Below are 18,857 nucleotides of genomic sequence, written 5' to 3'. Positions count from 1 at the left end.
AGAATAACACTATGCCGCCGGCTTAGTAAAGTCTAAATACTAACTACTCAATACGCAATACTTAATACAATAAAAATATGAAAGCAACATTTGGAGGTGGATGTTTCTGGTGCACGGAAGTAATTTTCCAGAATACCGAGGGAGTTACATCCGTATTACCTGGATATATGGGTGGTCATGTAGACCATCCTACCTATGAGCAGGTCTGTACTGGTACAACCGATCACGTGGAAGTGGTAGAGTTGGAATACGATGATGAGCTGGTCAATTATGAAGATCTGTTGAAAATTTTCTTCAAGACACATAATCCGACAACATTGAACCGTCAGGGTAATGATGTGGGTACACAATATCGCTCTGTGGTCTTCTATCATAATGAAGAACAGGAGATTTTGGCAAAAAACTTTATTGATGAATTGGAAAATGAAGCTGTCTACGAGGATCCTATTGTCACAGCGGTAGAACCGGCGTCAACGTTTTGGCTGGCTGAAGATTATCATCATAATTATTTCAATGATCATCCTGAGAATCCGTTTTGTTCAGTCGTCATTGCTCCGAAACTTCAAAAATTCTTGAAAGAATTTAAAGCTTAAAAGCTTTATTGCAGGAACTTGGTGCCCGTGCGCAGCGAATCGATGCTGGGTATTTAACAGCGGGCCTGAGGATTGAAACAAGGCCTTCGTTGCCTTTGAGAACGACCTGCGATCTACAATAATATAAAAAGGCTCGAATATTATATTCGAGCCTTTCTTATAGGGATTATTTATTGAAAAGGTTTGTTAAAACATTTCCATTTGTCCATTGTCATCAATTTGGATGTCATCAGGATTGGTGATCTCCAGCTTAATATCATCTTCTTTTTTATTGTCGGATGTATTCGTGGAGGCTTGGGCAGTTGATGTCTCAGACTTTGTTTCATCCGATTTGGCCCCTCCATCCACAGAAGCGACTTCGGCTTTTTCCTTTCCTTTTTCGCTTAGATCCTCATCCACAGTGATCAAAGTGACAGATTTTACGGTATGGAAAGACAGGCGGTTGCCCTGTGCCTTTATCCCTTTGACATCGATGATCTCAGTCAATGGTTGCTCCAGTGTTTCCTCAGTTTGGGATTTGCCTTTTAAAATATCTAATTTGACTGTTGGCTCTGCAGCATTGCTCATAAGCACGAGTTTTGAACCAGGTTCCTCATTGATAAACGAAATACGTTTACCAATAGGTTGGTCGTCAAATTTAAAGCGTTTGACGAAATAGGTTCCGCTTTTGCCATCTTGATGCACAACTGTATAAATGTGTTCAGGATAGAATTTCTCAATACGGATCATTTTTTCATCGAAGTGGTTGCTCAGATCGAAGTTCGAAAGCTCGTAACTACCATCAGAAAGTACCACCAAGATTTTATCATCACCATCAAATTCTCCTAGATACTGACCACGTTCATCAGCGTTGAGTCGTTTCATGATGCTGTCGTACCAGATTTTTCGTCCAGCAAGGGTTGAAATACCAGAGCTTTTAAACGTAATTTTCTTGACAGGGTATTTGGAAACAATATTTCCCTGAGATGCGCGGCCCTTGATAGCAATCTCAGCGAAATCCATGTCGAAATTCAATTTACGTAATTTCGTGTGTGGTTTAAGCTGTATATTGACCACTTCGGCCTCGCCATTTGGATTGGCGGTGAAGTATAAGACTTTTGATCCTTTTGATCCTTTTGATACATCGTATTCCTTATCACGGGTCACGCCCACAACAGAGAAACGTTTGATATAACTTGTGCCGGTTTCACCTTCTTTATAGATGACATTGTATATCGTTCGTTCGTCACCTTTTTTAAAGACCGCTACATGGATAATTCCTTTTCCGACGAATACCTTATCCTGAATCTTACTGACGACATACTTGCCGTCTTCGCGGAATACGATGATATCGTCGATATCCGAGCAATCGCATACGAACTCATCTTTCTTCATTCCTGAACCGATGAACCCTTCTTCACGATTGACATATAGTTTGGTATTGGCCAGCGCGACTTGTGTAGCTTCCACCTTATCAAAAATGCGTAATTCGGTCTTACGCTCACGATCTTTACTATATTTTTCGCGTAGTTTTTCATACCATGCAATGGCATATTCCGTCAATTGGCGTAGGTTCCGCTTAACCTCTTTGATCTCATTTTCGAGCGTCTTCATCGTTTCGTCCGATTTTTTAACATCGAAACGCGTAATGCTGCTCATCGGTTTATCGATCAATTTTTTATAATCCTCCGGAAGAATTTCACGATAAAACTGTTCAAAGAATGGCTCAAACAAGCGATTTAGAACCTGTACGACAGTGTCAAAGTCACCGGCATTTTCATAATCGGCATGTTTGTACATCCCTTCCTGGATGAATATTTTTAATAAACTATTGAAGAAGATTTTTTCCTGAAGATCATTTAAACGGATCTCCAGTTCCCGCTTCAATAGATTTTTGGTGTTTTTGGTGTTTTCAATCAAGATGTCATTGACACTCATAAAATGAGGTTTTTCATCTTTGATGACACAGGTATTTGGCGAAATCGAAACCTCACAGGCTGTGAATGCATATAGTGCATCGATCGTTACGTCAGGCGATATTCCGGGCGCTAAGTGTACGATGATTTCAACATTTCCAGCGGTGTTATCTTCGATTTTCTTGATCTTGATTTTACCTTTTTCATTCGCTGTTACGACACTTTCGATAAGCCCGCCAGTGGTTGTGCCAAAAGGAATCTCGGTGATAGCCAACGTCTTTTTATCCCGCTCTTCGATTTTAGCGCGTACGCGGATCTTTCCGCCACGTTGACCTTCATTGTAATTAGATACATCGGCCATACCACCTGTAGGAAAATCGGGAAGAATATTCGGACGTTCGCCATTCAATGCCTGAATTGAACCATCGATAAGTTCAATAAAGTTGTGCGGCATAATTTTGGTCGCCAAACCTACGGCAATACCTTCGGCTCCCTGTGCCAGAAGCAATGGGAATTTAACCGGTAATGTGACCGGCTCACGGTTACGTCCATCGTAGCTTAGTTGCCATTCCGTCGTTTCGGGATTGAAGACAACCTCATTTGCAAATTTTGAAAGTCGGCCCTCGATATAACGTGGGGCTGCAGCCGAATCACCGGTAATGGGAAAACCCCAGTTTCCTTGGCAATCGATCAGCAGATCCTTTTGTCCTAATTGTACCATCGCATCACCGATGGAAGCATCTCCATGCGGATGATATTTCATGGTGTTACCAATTACATTGGCAGCTTTATTATATCGTCCATCATCCATTTCCTTTAGGGAATGAAGAATACGACGTTGTACGGGCTTCAAACCGTCATTTATATGGGGTACAGCTCTATCCAAGATTACATAGGACGCGTAATCCAAAAACCAGTTCTCGTAAAGTCCCGATAAAGGTATTGTCTGACTTCCACCCTCTGTTTTTTCTGCTCCTAATTCTCCTTGGTTATCTTCCGTTGGGAAGTTTGTTTCGTCACTCATTTATTCAGCAATAGATTAAATTGTACAATAGAGAAATGTTCGAAATTTTATTTTATTCGAACGTGTAAAAATACAAAACCATTTTGTTTTATCCCAGTGAAACTATAAAAAGTTAAAAAAATTAGCTTTTAAAACTAATATAATTAGCTTTGTACAGGCTGCTCGATCAGGTCATACCAATAACAGCGGATATTCCAACGGTCGAAATCAAACTCTTCGGTAACCTTAAAGCCCACTTTTTCCAACACATGTCTTGATCCTTTGTTTTCGATATGGGTGATAGCATGCAGCTCGAAATGAGTCAGGTGCTCGCGATAATACTGCATACATGCTAAGGCAGCCTCGGTAGCGTATCCTTTGCCCCAGGATTCTACCCTGAAACGATAGCCGAGATCCAGGAATCCAATGCGTCCATTTTCCAGTTCATCAATATATTTAAACCCCGTCCACCCGATCCACTGATTACTTGATTTTTCAACAACTCCCAATCGGCCAATACCATATTTTTCATATTGCTGCTGGATGAGAGCGATCGCTTTTTCCATTTCTTCTATGGACTGAACTGGCTCTTTATTGAGGAAGGTATGCACCTCCGCCTGCGAATCCATTGCAAAAAAATAGTCTTTATCCTCTAGGCTTATCGGGCGAATGATCAAACGCTCAGTTTCCAGTGTTGGTAGGTATTTTTCCATGGTGTCTATATTAGGTCTTAGCGGATTTTAACCCCACAATTTATCGATATCTTTTTTCAATATTTTCTCTTTCATTTCTTCTTCAAAATTACTGAATTGTTCTTTCTTGACCGTTTTACTGATCCGGCCTGCTTCGAGCAGCAGGATTTCATCGCAAGTATCCTTTAAGGTGGAGAATATATGGGAGGAGATCAGGACGGTCTTGTGCATGGCTTTAAGACGCCGTATGATTTCAGTCAGGATAATGCTACTTTGGAGATCTATTCCATTAAAAGGTTCATCCAGAATATAAAAGCTGTTGTCCTGGAGTAAGGTTGCTGTCAAGGCTAGTTTCTTTTTCATCCCTGTAGAATAGGAACTGGCATACTCTTTCAGTGGCAGTTCGAAAATATTTCTTTCTTCGATATTATGAATACTTTTCCCCCGCGCATCAGTAAGGAGATAGATATATTCTTCACCTGTCAGTTTTGACAAGAAATAGGGATCTGAAGTAAGGTAACCTAGATGATTCTTAAGCGGCTGTGGCTTTGCACTAATCTTTCCCATAGCCGTTTCCAGACCTGCAATACAACGGAATAAGGTTGTTTTTCCGGCACCGTTTTCACCAACGATACCATAGACTTTTCCATCCTCAAAAGTAAAGGTTAACTCATGCAAGACCTGATGCTGCCCGAAAGATTTACTGATATGAATAAGCTCGATCATAAATAGTTATTTAGATTTTTGAGGGCTTTAAAATAATAGAAAGGAAATAGTGCTAATATCAAGGGGTAGAAGCTAAAACATAATAATAGCGCAAAGCCTTCTGGAAAATTGATCTCCCGTGGATAAGCCACATATTTTAAGGTAATGGCAAAAGGTAGCAGGAAAAATATACCGCCCAAAACAATTAAAGCGTTAAACCATGCTGATGAAAAAATAAAGCTGTACAGCAATAGAAGTGGGAGGGTAAATAAAAAACATTGCAGTAATCCACGTCTAAATTTACCCAACAGAAATCCAGCAGGCTTGTGCCGGTTGTTCCAAAGATAAAATTGCGGTTCCGGCACCTGATAATAGAACACGCAGGTTAACGCGATGCCGCCTACACAAAACAGGACTAGGTTGGGATTCAGGACATAGAAACCGATTGCTGCCAAAATGTACAGCACAAGAATCAGCAGATAACTTCTGCGGAAACCGATAATAAATTCAAAAGGTTTTTTTGTAAATGGCGTGGGAATGGATTGACCAAAGGCCTTAAAGATCAAAAAAGCGAACACAATAGCCAAGATAATCAGTGCAGCAGCATATATCCATAGCTTTAGAAGGAGTAAAATAATAAAAGACGGTAAGATCAGGATGCCATTTTCCAGTAATCTGATTTTGCAAAAGTCGCTTTTATGAAAGGTATTTTTTAGAAAATCGTTTCTGTTTTTTTCGGTCAGCAGAAAGAGTAACTGGAAATTGCTCAATAGTAGGGTATAGCTTCCAAAAACCGGGTATTGTAGCATGAGGTAATAGCTAAGATAGCAAGTCCCCAGTAATAAAAATGGTGCAATCACTATTGGAAGGCCAGTTGCTTTAAAATGGCGAGTCAACAATTTATATTGGAGCTTTAAATAGTTGTTTATCATTTGCTATCTGCTAATAAATAGTCCTGCAAGTAATGTTATCGAGACCTTTTTGGCCTACTAATTATAATAGATTTGACGATTTGTAATGTAAACTTTTTCTTGAAGTTATAAAAATCTGAGGAAAAAGTTTATATGCTGATAGCTTGCTAACAGCAATATTTTTATTTCAAGCTAACACTAAGATTTTCTTTGCCAATTCAGCATATAGAGTAAGGCGATCACCAATACAACGGCATTTGCATACATAATTTGCGGAATGCGGAGAATAACATCTGCATAATAGAGTCCGGCGAGCAGCGCCCCGAGGCCAATTCCTGCTTCGAGCGAGATATACATAGTCGCAACGGCTTTACCCCGATGTTCAGGGATACTTAGGTCAATGGTCCAGGCATTTACGGCAGGAGATAATATACCTGTACCGATACCATAGATACTTGCTCCGGCCATCAGGCCTATAAAGCTATCCTCAAGACCAATAACCACTAGTGCAATGGCAATAATTACTAAACCGGTAATAATAACTTTTGGCCGTCCATAGCGATCGGAGACCTTTCCGGATACAAAACGTATCATAACGGATGCGATCGTAAATGCCAGGAAGAAAAGACCTTTATTTTTTAATCCAAGGTGTTCACTCCAATCCGGTATAAGGGTCAGGATCACTCCATATGCTGTATAGGACAGGAACGTAACTATTCCCGCTGGGAGTGCGCGCCATTCAATAATATCCTTTCGATCTATTTTGAGCATGGAAAGGTTGAATTTTTCCTTTTTGACCAAGGTCTCCTTCATGTTGATGACGATCAAGATCGATAATAATGCCATAAAGGAAGAGGAATAGAACATCACATTAATTCCAAAAGCATCAAAAATTGCACTGCCTATCGCAGGGCCTACTGCGGTGCCTACACTGAATGCAAGACCATGCATCCCCAAGGCTTCACCCCATCTTTTTTGGGGAACAAGATCCGCCACATACGCGGAGGTGGATGTAGGTTTAAAACCAGTGGAGAAACCATGGATCAAGCGCAGAAATAGAAAGCCAGCGACAGAAGTTAAGATCGGATAGAGAAAACCGCAGATAAAACAGACAATAGATCCAATAGCCATGACCGGTACGCGACCCCAACGGTCGGTCAGCTTACCGCTAAAAGGTCTCGAAATTCCTGCAGTCAATGTAAATAATGCGATGATCAGCCCCTTGTATTCAGCCCCTCCCAAACTACTCAGGTAATTCGGGAGCTCTGGAATAATCATATTGAAACTCGAGGAGAATAGGAGTGAGCTCAGGCAGAGTAGAATAAATTGAAGTGTATAGATGGATTTCTGTTCAGATGGCATTTTAAAACAATTGTCGTGCGTGAATAATTCTTCAAGTATGCGGCAGCGTGGAAGATACCTGTACTGTTTGAAGAGTAGGTCAAATGTACAGCTTTTGAAACGATTAAACTTTTTCTTTTGTTCGAAATTTTTAAAAGCCTTTCTGGTAGCATAAAAATAATATCCAGAAATCAATACCCGCGGCCTTTCGCAGAGGTCGGGGCTCTGCAGTCGCTGAGATTGGAGATTCCGAAGGGAATCGGATCGGATTTCATTAACGATTATAGGGGGGGGCTTTTGGAAATAAATTTGCTAAACCAGCTGCTGTCGGGCGATCTCACTGCAGAATATCGTTGTTGCGACGGCAACATTCAGCGATTCCGCTTGGCCGATACGGGGTATGGTCACTGCCTGATCTATTAAACCTATTATTTCTGTACTGATGCCATTGCCTTCATTTCCCATGACAATCAATCCTTCTGTAGTCCATTCGGTCTGGTAAATGGATTGCCCATTGAGCAGTGCCCCATAAACCGGCAAGTCTGTTGAGGAGATGAATTCATGTAGATTTAGGTAATGTACCTGTATTCGGGCCAGTGAACCCATGGTGGCCTGTACCACTTTCGGATTATAAGCATCTACTGTGCCAATGGAGCAAATGATATGCTTGATCCCAAACCATTCGGCCGTACGGATGATAGTGCCCAGGTTGCCTGGATCCTGTACATCATCCAATACAATATTGTAGCAATTTCTGAGCTCATGTATGTCGATCTGTTGCTGTTTGGGCAGTTTGACCAGGGCAAGGATACCCTGAGGAGATTTTAAGGTACTAATCTTTTGAAATTCAGCCTCGGTTAGCTCGTGGGATTTTATATTATGCGAGATTTTACCCACTTTTGTGTTTGCGTCGTCTGTATAGAAAATGGACTCGACCTGGTAACTTGATGCAATAAATTCCTTGACGGATTTTATACCCTCAACGATAAATAAGCCATGTTGTTTTCTATACTTTTTATTTTGTAGAGACGTTATTAGACTGATTTGCGCTTTTGACAACATTTTTATTGATGATTAAGTATCCTCGTTTTACCGGATTTGCAAGTATAATGCTTTTGACGCTATTTTTTGCATCTTGCCGATCTTCAAAATATATCGATGATGACCAGGCTCTGGTTACAAAAATACAGATTTCCGGCGTTTCACCAGCATTGAAAGAATCTTCTGAAACCTATATTTCCAATCAGATAAAACCAAATTCAAGGGTAAATCTCTTTATTTATAATACTTTCAATACCAAAAAAGGGCGCTACAAGACCAAGAAAATCCGGAATGTTGGTGAGCCGCCCCATTTGTTGGATTCGGCGATGGTGGACCTCTCCGCCAACCAGATCCGGCGCTTTTTGTTTACCAAGGGATATTTTAATGCCAAAGTCAGTCCCGAAATCACCGTGAACAAAAAAAGAGCCCATATCAATTTTAAGGTTAATGAAGGAAGCCCCTATCATATCAGGAACATTGAGCGCACGTATGAGCATGCTGATGCAAAGTGGTTCTTTGATCGGGATATTCTGCCGAAAACAAAAGTCAAACCCAATACCCAATACGATGCTGCTAAATTGTTGGATGAACGTGAAAAGCTCTATGTTGTTTTGCGCAACAATGGTTACTACGATTACTTACGGCAGTACATGCGTGTCGGTATAGACTCAACGTTGGACGGTAATTTAATTGACCTAAAAATAAATGTTGAAAATCCCAGCGATTCAACGATACATAAAAAGTATCAAATCGACAGTGTATATCTGACTATTAGGAATTATGGGGTCACATCGAAGAAACCGCCCCGTCGTATCAGCGATTCGACGAAACGACTTCTTTTTGTTGACGAGACCAATAGCTTTCGCTGGAAGCCTTTGGAGCGATATATGTATTTGCGATCTGGCAATTATTATTCCTTGGCTGAGGAAAACAAGTCTTATGATCGTTTATATGAAATGAATGGTTTTCGGTCAGTGAAAATACAGTTCGTAAAAAAAGATTCCAATAAGCTTGATGTTCACTACGATTTCGTACCACGTCCACGGATGGGCAACCAGATCGAGGGGGAGTATACGTTTAGTTCGGGGATGAGCGGTTTTAACATAGGGAATACGTTTTCGCAGCGCAATATTTTTGGCGGTTCCGAGCAGCTGGAGGTCAAGTTGCGGTATGGAGTATTGTTTGATCCGCGTCTGGCGGGCGGACTGTCCAGCAAGATTTTCAACAATGATTTTCAGGCGGGGGTGAATTTGGTGATCCCACGACTCATGGTTCCTTTCCATATCAATCCGGGCGGAAAATTTGGGTTGCCCAAAACAACCTATTCGATGACGCTTCAGTTGTTTGATCAGGACCGGACGTATTCTAATCGTTATTTTATTACTTCACTGAATTACTCCTGGTATGAAACGGAAAACAAATATCATAGTTTTACACCAATCGTATTGGAGTATCGCGATGGGCGATTGGACACAAATTTTAGGAAAAACCTTGAACAGGGGGGGTATCAATTGTATGTGCGCAGTAATGACCGCCAATATTTTGGTTTGGGAACACAGTATACTTTTATCCTGAACGGAAAAAAGTTGACCAGTAAAGAAGATTTTCAGTATTTCAGGGGCACGGTGGATCTCAGTGGTAATGTGCTGGATCTGATCAGTAGTATGGCTAAACTACCGACGAATGCTGATGGGGAGAAAAAGATCTTTGGTGTACCGTTCCTGCAATATGCGAAAACTGAATTTGATTATCGTTTGTACCGTAACCTCGGCGGAAACAGACAGTTTGTTTTCCGCTTTAATCCGGGAATTGCTATTCCGTATGGAAACAATTCGAAGCTGCTGATCTTTGAAAAAAGTTTTTACAGTGGTGGAATGAATGGGATTCGGGCTTGGCAAGCACGTACACTCGGCCCGGGAGCATATAATAGACAGAATCTAAGTGAAGATCTCCGGCTTAATTTACGTAATCTCGATCAATTGGGCGAGATTAAACTGGAAGCAAATGCTGAATATAGGTTTCGTATCTTAAATAATTTTTTGGGAGCCAAAATGAACGGAGCAACTTTCCTTGATATGGGAAATGTATGGCGCCTGAAAAAAGATGAGGAACTAAATCCCGGTGGTGAATTTAAATTCAATAAATTTCTTGGACAGGTCGCAATAGGTACCGGTTTTGGACTTCGCTTTGATTCAGATTACTTTGTCATCCGTTTAGATGCGGGATTGAAGGTTAAAGATCCGCAGTTTTCTGGAAGCAATCAATGGGTTATCAAGAATTTCTTTGATTCAAAAGAATTTAAAGAACAATATTATCAAAGCCATAGGCCGGACCGTTATAATTTTATACAGTACAATTTTGGCATCGGTATGCCGTTTTAGGGCGGTCATTGTTTAATTAGCTTTACAAGCGAAATCACATTTTGATATCCCGATATTTGCTGCTAGCCTATAAGATTTTTTAGGCTGGAGAAAATTGATTCAAAAATCTTACTTAAATCTAATCCCTGTGAGTGATTGAATATAAAGAAAACAATTGCCAGTGCAATGGCGGTCATAATCACTTTTTTAAACATATAGGCGATACCCAATACAATGGCAGGAATGATTAAAAACATCAATCCGCTGATGGCAAAGGGAGAAAGTCCGCTATCAGTCTTATAGATATAAAACAGGCGACCTTTGGATTTCTCTTGGTTTTTGTGATTAAAAAATACAAAGGTAGACGATTCGATTTTTTGATTTGGAACAGCTACACCATCGTGAAATTGGAGTGCCTGAGAGAAACCGTTGATGGTAAACATGTAGTTTCCATTAATGGTCTCATTGGTGTTGCCCAGTGAATCTAAAGCGACAACCGCAAGCTTTCCGTTTTTGGAAAGACTCTCTTTTACGACAAAGTCCTGGATATTTTGTTGCTGAGCACTTGCCCAGAAAGGTATCAGTAACAGAAAAAATAGTACCTTTTTCATCTTATTCTTTATATTTTAATTTTTTCACTCTACTGTAGCAACAGTTTTGACTGATTTCCTTATGCCCAGATCTAGCGAAGAGATAAGTTAATGTTAAATCTATCGAAACAGATTCTGTCAAAATGAGCATGCAATTTTAGGAATTTTAATCTTCTTTTGGAAATCTTAAATTATTGAGGACTGAATCCGGTCTGAAATTTCCTTTTTCTTTCTGCTCTTGCCTCCAGGTTTTAAGCAAGCCAAGCTTGTTGCTTTGCCTGTCTTCGGCATAGATCGTACTTTTAGGAGGACTTGCGATCAAAAGTACAATGTAAGGGAGTACATTGTACTTGATAAATTTCCAGTTTAAAAAAACAGAAGCAAAAATCAGCGTTAGTGGGGGCTAGTCATTGCCGGATTCGAACCGGATAATCTTGTTGATTTTACAACTTCATTATTCCTCCCCTTCATGGTGACGAAGTAACTATTGCTTACGGCATTCTGTTTAGAATCAAAAGGCAACTGACGAAAAGAGGTTTTTCCGATGTTTTCGATTTAAGCTATCTAGAACTTATCGGAAGCAGGATTTGAACCTGCCATTTGACCGAAGTAACTCTTTTCTACGGCACTTATCCAATTTTATCATAAAGCAAGGTAATTAACGAAAAGAGACTGTTTTTCCTGCTCTACCAACTGAGCTACTCTATATATCTATAGAGACAGGACTCGAACCTGTGACACGGGCAACCCAAATGCGAAGTAACTCTCTTCTACGACACTTGCTTGTTTTATTTCTTTTATAAATCCCGCAGCGAAATTACAGCGGGGTGATCTTATATTTCAACTTGATGGATCTGTTCTACAGCAGATAGGGCATTGTCCATGCCAGAAAGTATATCGAACACTTTATCTGACCAGCCTGCTAACAGGTAAACATCATTTTGTTTAACATCTAAGGGCTCTTTTCCATATCCTGCCAGATCGAACAGGTAGAGCTTCGCTGTTGGTGCTAAACTTTTATAATTATTCCAGGACTTTTCCAAAGAATTGCCGTTACAACTACTATCCCACAATTGACAGTCAGTGAATATCATCACTTTATCTACCATCTTTTTTCTACGGATCAGATCGTCCACGACCAAATATCCGTTTGTTGAATAGCCTACTTCACCTTCTCGCTTGTAATATTCTATTACATTCGTCAGCACCCGGTGTTTAGGCATATTGATTATCTTGTATGTATCACCGAATATTCCTGTTGTTACATTTTTACACTGCGACTGTAGTAGCATCGCTAGCATTAGGCCCACATCATAAAGTAAAACCGTGCTTTTTGCCGAAATAGGCTTTTGCATAGATCCTGAAACATCACAGGCGATCACAACAGAAGTCTCAAAACCAAAACCTTTTATATTTTTGGTACTGCATAATGCCGCATCTTCCAATGCTGTCAATACTGTTGACGTTAAACCTGATTTTAGCGCTTTCAGCTCTCTATAAGCTGAAAGAAACCTGAATGGAAGTTGCTTCGAGTTTACTACAGCTTGCTCATTCGACAGATAATCACAAACCATTAGGACATGTTGGGCTGATACATTCACTTCTAGAATATTGCGAAGGTTTCTGAGTAATGCCATATAACCGATTTTTTTACTTTCGATCAATTCTTCCCATTTTCTGGTAAAAGCCTTAGATCTCGCCATGGCGTTATCAAAATTTTCCTGCCCCAACTTAGAAAGCTCCGTTTCCCAGGTGTAAGGGATCGAAAGATTATCTGCTGCGATCCTGTCAAAAATAGCCTGTTGTTGATCGTCCTTAGGACTAGGGTGTACAAGAAACAACGCATCTTTTAACTTAATATCAGCCTTCCGGGCATATTTTGCGAACTGGTATTCATCAAATCTATTAAAAGATGTTACCAGACCTTTTTGAATTTGCTTGGAAAGTCTACTTAACTTTTTCGCTCCATTTCTGTTATTAGCAATCTGGTAATAGGCCAGAAGTTCAGTTATCTCGTCGGCACGCAATACCACACGACTCACGGCTTTACTAACGATAGACTCCCCGGAGGCTTTCTTCGCTAACTCGACAGCTAGTACTATCGGGATGGATCTTAAGTTCATTGCCGTACGTGCATAAATCGCAAGTTTGGCAACAAAAATCGATTCGCATACCATGACCAGCTTCTTAATTCGATCCAATCTACTGTTACTGGTTTCATAAAAAGAATCATTCAATCCAGTTGTGACTACCGTAGTGTACAATTCGATTTCTGGTGTCATAAGATAAGCCTTTGCTTTCTCATGGTTCATAACCGACTGCTTTTTAGTATTAAGGAAGTTGAATTTCATTTTCATTTTATTATCGTTAAAACATGTGGCCAAGCTATACAGAGCTTACATTACAAAATTGCACACGGCCCTACGCACTATATTTACGCAATAAGAGTTAAGGAAAAGTTTTTTTGTATAATTAGTTGATTATTAGTTTTTTATTTTTTTATTTTCTAGTCAATAATTCGGTAAGAATATTTTAGTGCGCAACCTTGTTGCGTAGTGTAACCCTGGTTGGATTGGACATTGCGCCTAGAGTACCAACGTTAACCTCGCCAGAAAATCCAGTTGGTCGATTGGCCACGGCATCGTATGCTGACAGATAAAATCTCAGGTTCTTTTAAAAGTGTATTCCCTGTCTGTAGACCGCTATTATTATCTCCTAAGTGAAAAATAAGCGGTACTGTTCTGTTTAAATTCCCTATATTTAAGCATCACAGAAAAGAATTTATAACACGTTAAGAAAAAATGTTTAAGCATTTAAAGTATATAGACGGTACGTCAGATAAATTTTGGGAAATACAGACAGCTGGTGCGACACATACGGTAACCTATGGCCGAAATGGCACAGCAGGACAGAGCAAAAGTAAGACTTTCGAATCAGAAGAAGCCTGTCTTAAGGATGCTGAAAAACTAATTGCGGAGAAGACTAAAAAAGGCTATTCTGAAGATGGTACCGTAGCTGCTGATGGCAAGGAAAAGGGATCAGCCGTTCGACAGCCCACGGCTGCCAGCCAGCGCAAAGAAGAGGCGGTAGCAGCGCTGAAGTTGCTTATCAAAGAGGCAAGGACGGGAGATATCATCCCTTTTCTAGAAGAATATTCGAATGGTAACCTCGAAATTTTAAAAAAGGAAATTCGTGCTGCCAAGCGATATTGGGTCGATTACAGCGATCTTTCCAAAGATCCTGAATTTAAAAATAAGGCCCAGTACAACTGGGGGACAAGAGGTACCAAGGAACAACAACGTACGGTGAAATTACTCGCTCTAGCCACTTTTTCTGGCTCTGATGCCGGTAGCTGGGATATTTTTCATGAACTTCTGAACCAGGCAAGAAGCAAGGATGTCATGCAGATCCTAACCTATGCCAAGCCCAACTGGCTGGGCGGATATTTATTGCAGTTGGTTCGTAAAAATGATTGGCAACGGATCAATTACGATAATCTCCGTCTTTTGGAGCAAATGGGATATGTTGATTTTGAACCGGAACTTTATGCAAGTTCAATTTCTGGTTTTAATAATTATGAATCGAAAAGGTTTTTTGAACAATTGACAACAGATGAATTGACGATCCGACGGGATATTCCACTGGTATTTGCTTACGAAACGGGGATTCACAGCATCTATTGGAATTATGATTATAAGAATGCGGACAATGAACTGTTATGGTACAAAGTGTTTGATACCTTATTGGCCAATGGGAAAATTGATCCAGAACTCATCATCACTGGAGCGCTCGAAGCTCAGACCAAAAACTGGAATAATAATCTAAAAAGCTATTTCAGAAAACTTATCGAACGGATGAAGCTTTCAGATGATACAGTGATTGAACAGCAGCAAAAATTCTTCCCTCTGTTGCATGCTGAACATAGTGCTGTGATCAATTTTGTGGTCGAGTATCTAAAACCATTCTTCTCGCATCATGATTTTCAGTTACAGGAATTTTTGGATTGGGCTGAAGGGATTTTTATGCGGAGCGATGTTAAGGCAAGCCTGAAGACCCTTTTGATTCAATTTGATAAATTGTTGAAGCAAAAACCGGAATGGCGAGCGCGATTTGTTTCCCTGGCAGCAGATCTATTTATGATTTCAGACCTACAGTTACAGGAAAGAGCAAGTAAGTTTATCTTAAAAAATCAGACCGGGGCTTCGGAAGAGTTATCTGAAAAGCTTCAGATGTACAAGAGCCAAATGATGGGAACAGTGGCTGTTGACCTGAAGCATCTTTTGCAAGAAGTTGGCTATTCTGAAGCTGAAATCCTAGCCGAGCTGAGCGGTCACTCCCCCGAACGATATAGCTATCAGCCAACAGCAGTTCGTCGCCTTAAAGAAGCCTATGAATACCCGGAGACCTGGAACGACATATTTTTTAAGGTGGGGGAAGTCATTGGTGGTTCGGATCCCGTTCAGGTGGAGATATTGATGAATGCCTGGGTGCAACAGGTAGCTGTTTTTCCCGCAGACTATAAAATACAACTGGAGCCATACATCAAACAGCTGACAAGAGCCTATCGTGAATCTTCTTGGTACAATCATTTTTCAGGGGCCTTTATTAATATGTACTATAAACCAACTGTTGTATATAAAGATAAGGATCGGCATCACAATTACTCGAAATGGGTCAGTCTGATGGGAAGCCAATTGGAGCTATTACAGCGTTATCGTATTGATGGTATCCGCCTACCGCTGTTGAGCCTGCCGACACATAAACCATTCTGGATCGCGCCGACCGCTCTAGTTCAGCGTATATTGGCCTATCAGGAAGCGGGAGTGAAGATCAATTTATTGGATTTTTCCATAGCACTAAGCCGTACAGTCCGTGAAGATCTCGAGGAAATTGAAGTACTGATAGAACAAATAAAGGAACAGCAGGTTCAAGATGTGATCGGTTATGCCCTAGGTTTGGAGCCGATGAAGGTTCAGCAGCAATCCTGGCTTAAAAACTTATTGTCTTCCAAAGATTCGGATCACATGAACTGGATTGGTGTATGGGCTACCGTGGCACGTACACATCATCGGGATGCCTATTTTGAAGAATTTTCCAAGGAGCCTTTAGCGAATGTTCCTTTTGCTGCTCAACCATTCCGTCCGGCATTGAAAATAGAGCCTACTTATTATAACGGCTATAATTACACGACCAGAAAGTCTGAGCAGGTATATAACGGTGATAAGCTGAGCTATCATTTCCCTGCTTTCCAACAGGGAGTTGAGGCCTTTTTGTATCACAAAGATATTTTTAACCGAGGGAACGATAGCTTATTATCTTACTATTTGTATAGCGCTGATGTACCCTATATGCACAGTTTGATGCCGCAGAATACGGAAAGTCTATCCATGTTTTTAACGATGGGGCTGAATAGTAAAAGTGATATAGGCGGAAAATCATCAGTAGCTTACCTACAGGAAATGTTGTACGATTTTTTTCTTTTTGATCAGCAGTCCAACCTATACTTGGCGACTTCGCTCTTCAGCAAGGAAAAGGAGGTGCGTGCGATGGCTGTCGAAGTTATTTTGGCTGCGATTAACGAAAATAGATTGGACACTACGGCATTAGGTAAACACTTAGGAATGCTGCTGAGCAATGGTTATGGGCCAATTGGTCGATGTGTTGAAGTCCTGGAACAATGCCGAGATATATCTTCGAAACATAACAATGCCTTATTGCAGTTGCTGGATGTGGCTTTTGTTCATTATAACGTTGTTGAAAAGATGCCGACTAATTTTAAAAAGATCATCGAATATTATTACGATCTGATGAACAAGGAGCAGTACAATTTTCCAGAAGAGCTGCAACAGATATTCGGGAAATTGGAAATATATAAGAGTTTACAACCTATTTTGAAAAAAATAAGAAAATAACAATATGGCCGAGCAAGATTTAGCGATTAGCTATACAAGAAATTCACAACTGACCCAGCAATCGGGCATACAGCAATTAGTATTGGCGCATCAGTCGGAACTGGCCGAAGTGGCCAATGTGCCTTGTTTCTTTTGGGGGAGCCTCACCGATCCTTTGCTGACTTCGAAATGTTTGTTGACTTTGTCGAAGGTTGTGCGATCAAGCTTCGGACCCGTACCTCCGAGTCTACGGGATCCGATTGTTTCAGCCGGTACCAATCAGATTCGTTTCGAGGGCTTTTCTTCCTGTAACGGTGTTTATGCACGCCTGGATCTATTGGAGGAAGCTATTGATGGCGAGTTTATCGCGAGTGGAACAACCAATGTGGATTTCAATGAACCTATGCTCAATGCATTAAATGCTGTCAAGAAGACCGAAAAGATGGTGTTGGGGGTAGGAAGCAATGAAGTTGCCATTAGTACTGATAAAACCAAGGTGACTGAAAAGAAAGTGACTTTGCCACCGCGTTGGATCAAAGGATTGACTTCCGTCCAACTCTATCTAGCTGGCATGGAACTACAGTTTGAGTTAAATAAAATTCAACTTATCCAATTGTTTCAGGGCATTCCAAAAGGGAATGTGAAAGGGGAGTTCTATCTAACAAAAAGGGCTAACAGATTTGTGTTTTCGCCTATAAGTACAGGAGATGCGGTACGTATCGGTGGTATTCAGCGATTGCGTTTATTGGAGGGATTGCTGACTTATGCAGATAAATTACTTGTTTATCAGGAAAAGGGAGGTGAAAGCGCAGCGTTTGTTGCCGACTTTGGTAAAATGAGGCTGACCCTTGCTTTGTCACCAGATAGTTATCGCGGATTTTCGGGTGAAGGTAATGTGCTGGAAAATATGGTTAAGGCCGTGCCTGATGAATGGATCCATGCTGTTAACGGACTACTCAAATCCAACGAGTTATTTGATCCAACAATGCTTTCCATAGAGCATGATGTGGACTTTGATACGATGGACACCCTATCGGCTTCATTATCATCTATCGGGCTGTTAGGTTATGATTTACATAATCATCAGCATTACTATAGAAGGTTGCCGTTTAAGATGGAACGTATTCTGGCCTTGAATCCAAGGTTAAAAAATGCGAAGAAACTAGTTGCGACGGCAGGTGTTCAATTTATTAAGAATACGGCGGATTATATTGAGGCCAGAGTTGAGGGGTCAGGAGTACAGCATACTGTGATCATTCAGGAAGATAAGTTTCGGTGTACCTGTAATTGGTTTACCAATCATCAGGGGAAAAGAGGGTTATGTAAACACATACTAGCCGTCAAAATGTTGAACGGTTAGCCTGTTTGTTGCTTCATATTTTGCTTGCAGTGAAGTATGAAGCAACAAAATGTAGTGGTCAATTATTTAAAAGCAAAGAGAAAGGGGATTTGAATGGTTCTGTGTTAAAACTAGTCTAAGATCTCCTCGTATGTCAATGTATTTTTACTCTTTGATACACAAATCGTTATAAATGTCGGAACTATGCCTTTGCCATTCGGACGGTACATGGAATAAATATAGAAATCATTGTCGTGATAATTATTGCGTAGCGTATCACCTTCGTATCTGTCTACAGCGGAGGTATGAACTTCTATTCTTTCATCCATTTTTTCACTCCAGATTCGTTGATCGATAAAAGATTGTTTGTCTTTTTCTGAAATAGAGAGTTTAAATTGATGTGTGTAATCTCTTAAGCCGCCACTTTGGTTGGAAATAATTTTAAAATCATCATTTAGCGTGATCTGATGTTCGCTGAGTAGTTTTCTTGCATCAG

Annotated in this window: 13 protein-coding genes; 4 read left to right on the top strand and 9 right to left on the bottom strand. The window is 40.6% G+C overall.

The genetic code is table 11. From position 1 onward, the window contains the following. The first annotated feature begins 77 nt into the window (after nt 1-77). Nucleotides 78-593 carry a peptide-methionine (S)-S-oxide reductase MsrA gene (msrA, locus tag ABDW32_RS15050; RefSeq protein ID WP_343563783.1) on the top strand — a complete coding sequence of 172 codons (516 nt, stop codon included), beginning with the start codon at nt 78-80 and terminating at the stop codon, nt 591-593. Nucleotides 594-779: 186 nt separating this feature from the next. Here the strand turns inward: msrA and ABDW32_RS15045 are convergent, their stop codons facing one another. From ABDW32_RS15045 to ABDW32_RS15020, 6 genes are all read right to left on the bottom strand, one after another. After that, nucleotides 780-3,512, bottom strand: a complete 2,733-nt coding sequence (locus ABDW32_RS15045) for a DNA gyrase/topoisomerase IV subunit A (RefSeq protein WP_343563781.1) — start codon at nt 3,510-3,512, stop codon at nt 780-782. 143 nt (nt 3,513-3,655) lie between these two features. Beyond that, entirely contained in the window at nt 3,656-4,204 is a 549-nt protein-coding gene (locus ABDW32_RS15040; RefSeq protein ID WP_343563779.1) for a GNAT family N-acetyltransferase, read from the bottom strand. A 27-nt stretch (nt 4,205-4,231) separates the two neighbouring features. Further along, nucleotides 4,232-4,909 carry an ATP-binding cassette domain-containing protein gene (locus ABDW32_RS15035; RefSeq protein ID WP_343563777.1) on the bottom strand — a complete coding sequence of 226 codons (678 nt, stop codon included), beginning with the start codon at nt 4,907-4,909 and terminating at the stop codon, nt 4,232-4,234. Beyond that, nucleotides 4,906-5,820 carry a hypothetical protein gene (locus ABDW32_RS15030; RefSeq protein WP_343563775.1) on the bottom strand — a complete coding sequence of 305 codons (915 nt, stop codon included), beginning with the start codon at nt 5,818-5,820 and terminating at the stop codon, nt 4,906-4,908. The genes ABDW32_RS15035 and ABDW32_RS15030 overlap by 4 nt, the downstream gene beginning before the upstream one ends. 177 nt (nt 5,821-5,997) lie before the next feature. Beyond that, entirely contained in the window at nt 5,998-7,161 is a 1,164-nt protein-coding gene (locus tag ABDW32_RS15025) for an MFS transporter (protein WP_343563773.1), read from the bottom strand. A gap of 291 nt (nt 7,162-7,452) precedes the next feature. Then, nucleotides 7,453-8,202, bottom strand: a complete 750-nt coding sequence (locus ABDW32_RS15020; protein ID WP_343563771.1) for an RNA methyltransferase — start codon at nt 8,200-8,202, stop codon at nt 7,453-7,455. 8 nt (nt 8,203-8,210) lie between these two features. Between ABDW32_RS15020 and ABDW32_RS15015 the strand changes: the two genes are divergently transcribed. Continuing rightward, a complete protein-coding gene (locus tag ABDW32_RS15015; RefSeq protein ID WP_343563769.1) occupies nt 8,211-10,562 on the top strand; it encodes a BamA/TamA family outer membrane protein in 2,352 nt (783 codons plus the stop codon). Between the two features lie 62 nt (nt 10,563-10,624). Here the strand turns inward: ABDW32_RS15015 and ABDW32_RS15010 are convergent, their stop codons facing one another. Together ABDW32_RS15010 and ABDW32_RS15005 are read right to left on the bottom strand one after the other, a co-directional pair. Beyond that, nucleotides 10,625-11,152 carry a hypothetical protein gene (locus ABDW32_RS15010; protein ID WP_343563767.1) on the bottom strand — a complete coding sequence of 176 codons (528 nt, stop codon included), beginning with the start codon at nt 11,150-11,152 and terminating at the stop codon, nt 10,625-10,627. Between the two features lie 812 nt (nt 11,153-11,964). After that, entirely contained in the window at nt 11,965-13,443 is a 1,479-nt protein-coding gene (locus tag ABDW32_RS15005) for a TROVE domain-containing protein (RefSeq protein WP_343563765.1), read from the bottom strand. Nucleotides 13,444-13,932: 489 nt separating this feature from the next. On the opposite strand from ABDW32_RS15005, the gene ABDW32_RS15000 reads away from it, so the two are divergent. Beyond that, nucleotides 13,933-17,043, top strand: coding sequence for a DUF6493 family protein (locus ABDW32_RS15000; protein WP_343563763.1), 3,111 nt, complete (start codon nt 13,933-13,935; stop codon nt 17,041-17,043). A 4-nt stretch (nt 17,044-17,047) separates the two neighbouring features. Beyond that, nucleotides 17,048-18,382, top strand: coding sequence for an SWIM zinc finger family protein (locus tag ABDW32_RS14995; RefSeq protein WP_343563761.1), 1,335 nt, complete (start codon nt 17,048-17,050; stop codon nt 18,380-18,382). Nucleotides 18,383-18,492: 110 nt separating this feature from the next. Here ABDW32_RS14995 and ABDW32_RS14990 read toward each other — a convergent pair whose 3' ends face one another. Further along, entirely contained in the window at nt 18,493-18,690 is a 198-nt protein-coding gene (locus tag ABDW32_RS14990) for a hypothetical protein (RefSeq protein ID WP_343563760.1), read from the bottom strand. Nucleotides 18,691-18,857: the final 167 nt, after the last annotated feature.

The sequence above is a fragment of the Sphingobacterium sp. genome (assembly GCF_039596235.1).
GTDB lineage: Bacteria > Bacteroidota > Bacteroidia > Sphingobacteriales > Sphingobacteriaceae > Sphingobacterium.
The sequence above is the reverse complement of the archived record's forward strand: the minus strand, read 5'-3'. Positions and strand labels throughout refer to the sequence as shown.

Bases quoted from the DNA above. Each gene is read 5' to 3' on its own strand.
- ABDW32_RS15025 (WP_343563773.1), bottom strand. From the start codon at position 7,161: ATGCCATCTGAACAGAAATCCATCTATACACTTCAATTTATTCTACTC.
- ABDW32_RS15010 (WP_343563767.1), bottom strand. From the start codon at position 11,152: ATGAAAAAGGTACTATTTTTTCTGTTACTGATACCTTTCTGGGCAAGT.
- ABDW32_RS14995 (WP_343563761.1), top strand. From the start codon at position 17,048: ATGGCCGAGCAAGATTTAGCGATTAGCTATACAAGAAATTCACAACTG.
- ABDW32_RS15015 (WP_343563769.1), top strand. From the start codon at position 8,211: ATGATTAAGTATCCTCGTTTTACCGGATTTGCAAGTATAATGCTTTTG.
- ABDW32_RS15020 (WP_343563771.1), bottom strand. From the start codon at position 8,202: ATGTTGTCAAAAGCGCAAATCAGTCTAATAACGTCTCTACAAAATAAA.
- ABDW32_RS15000 (WP_343563763.1), top strand. From the start codon at position 13,933: ATGTTTAAGCATTTAAAGTATATAGACGGTACGTCAGATAAATTTTGG.
- ABDW32_RS15040 (WP_343563779.1), bottom strand. From the start codon at position 4,204: ATGGAAAAATACCTACCAACACTGGAAACTGAGCGTTTGATCATTCGC.
- ABDW32_RS15035 (WP_343563777.1), bottom strand. From the start codon at position 4,909: ATGATCGAGCTTATTCATATCAGTAAATCTTTCGGGCAGCATCAGGTC.
- ABDW32_RS15005 (WP_343563765.1), bottom strand. From the start codon at position 13,443: ATGAACCATGAGAAAGCAAAGGCTTATCTTATGACACCAGAAATCGAA.
- ABDW32_RS15045 (WP_343563781.1), bottom strand. From the start codon at position 3,512: ATGAGTGACGAAACAAACTTCCCAACGGAAGATAACCAAGGAGAATTA.
- ABDW32_RS14990 (WP_343563760.1), bottom strand. From the start codon at position 18,690: ATGGATGAAAGAATAGAAGTTCATACCTCCGCTGTAGACAGATACGAA.
- ABDW32_RS15030 (WP_343563775.1), bottom strand. From the start codon at position 5,820: ATGATAAACAACTATTTAAAGCTCCAATATAAATTGTTGACTCGCCAT.
- msrA (WP_343563783.1), top strand. From the start codon at position 78: ATGAAAGCAACATTTGGAGGTGGATGTTTCTGGTGCACGGAAGTAATT.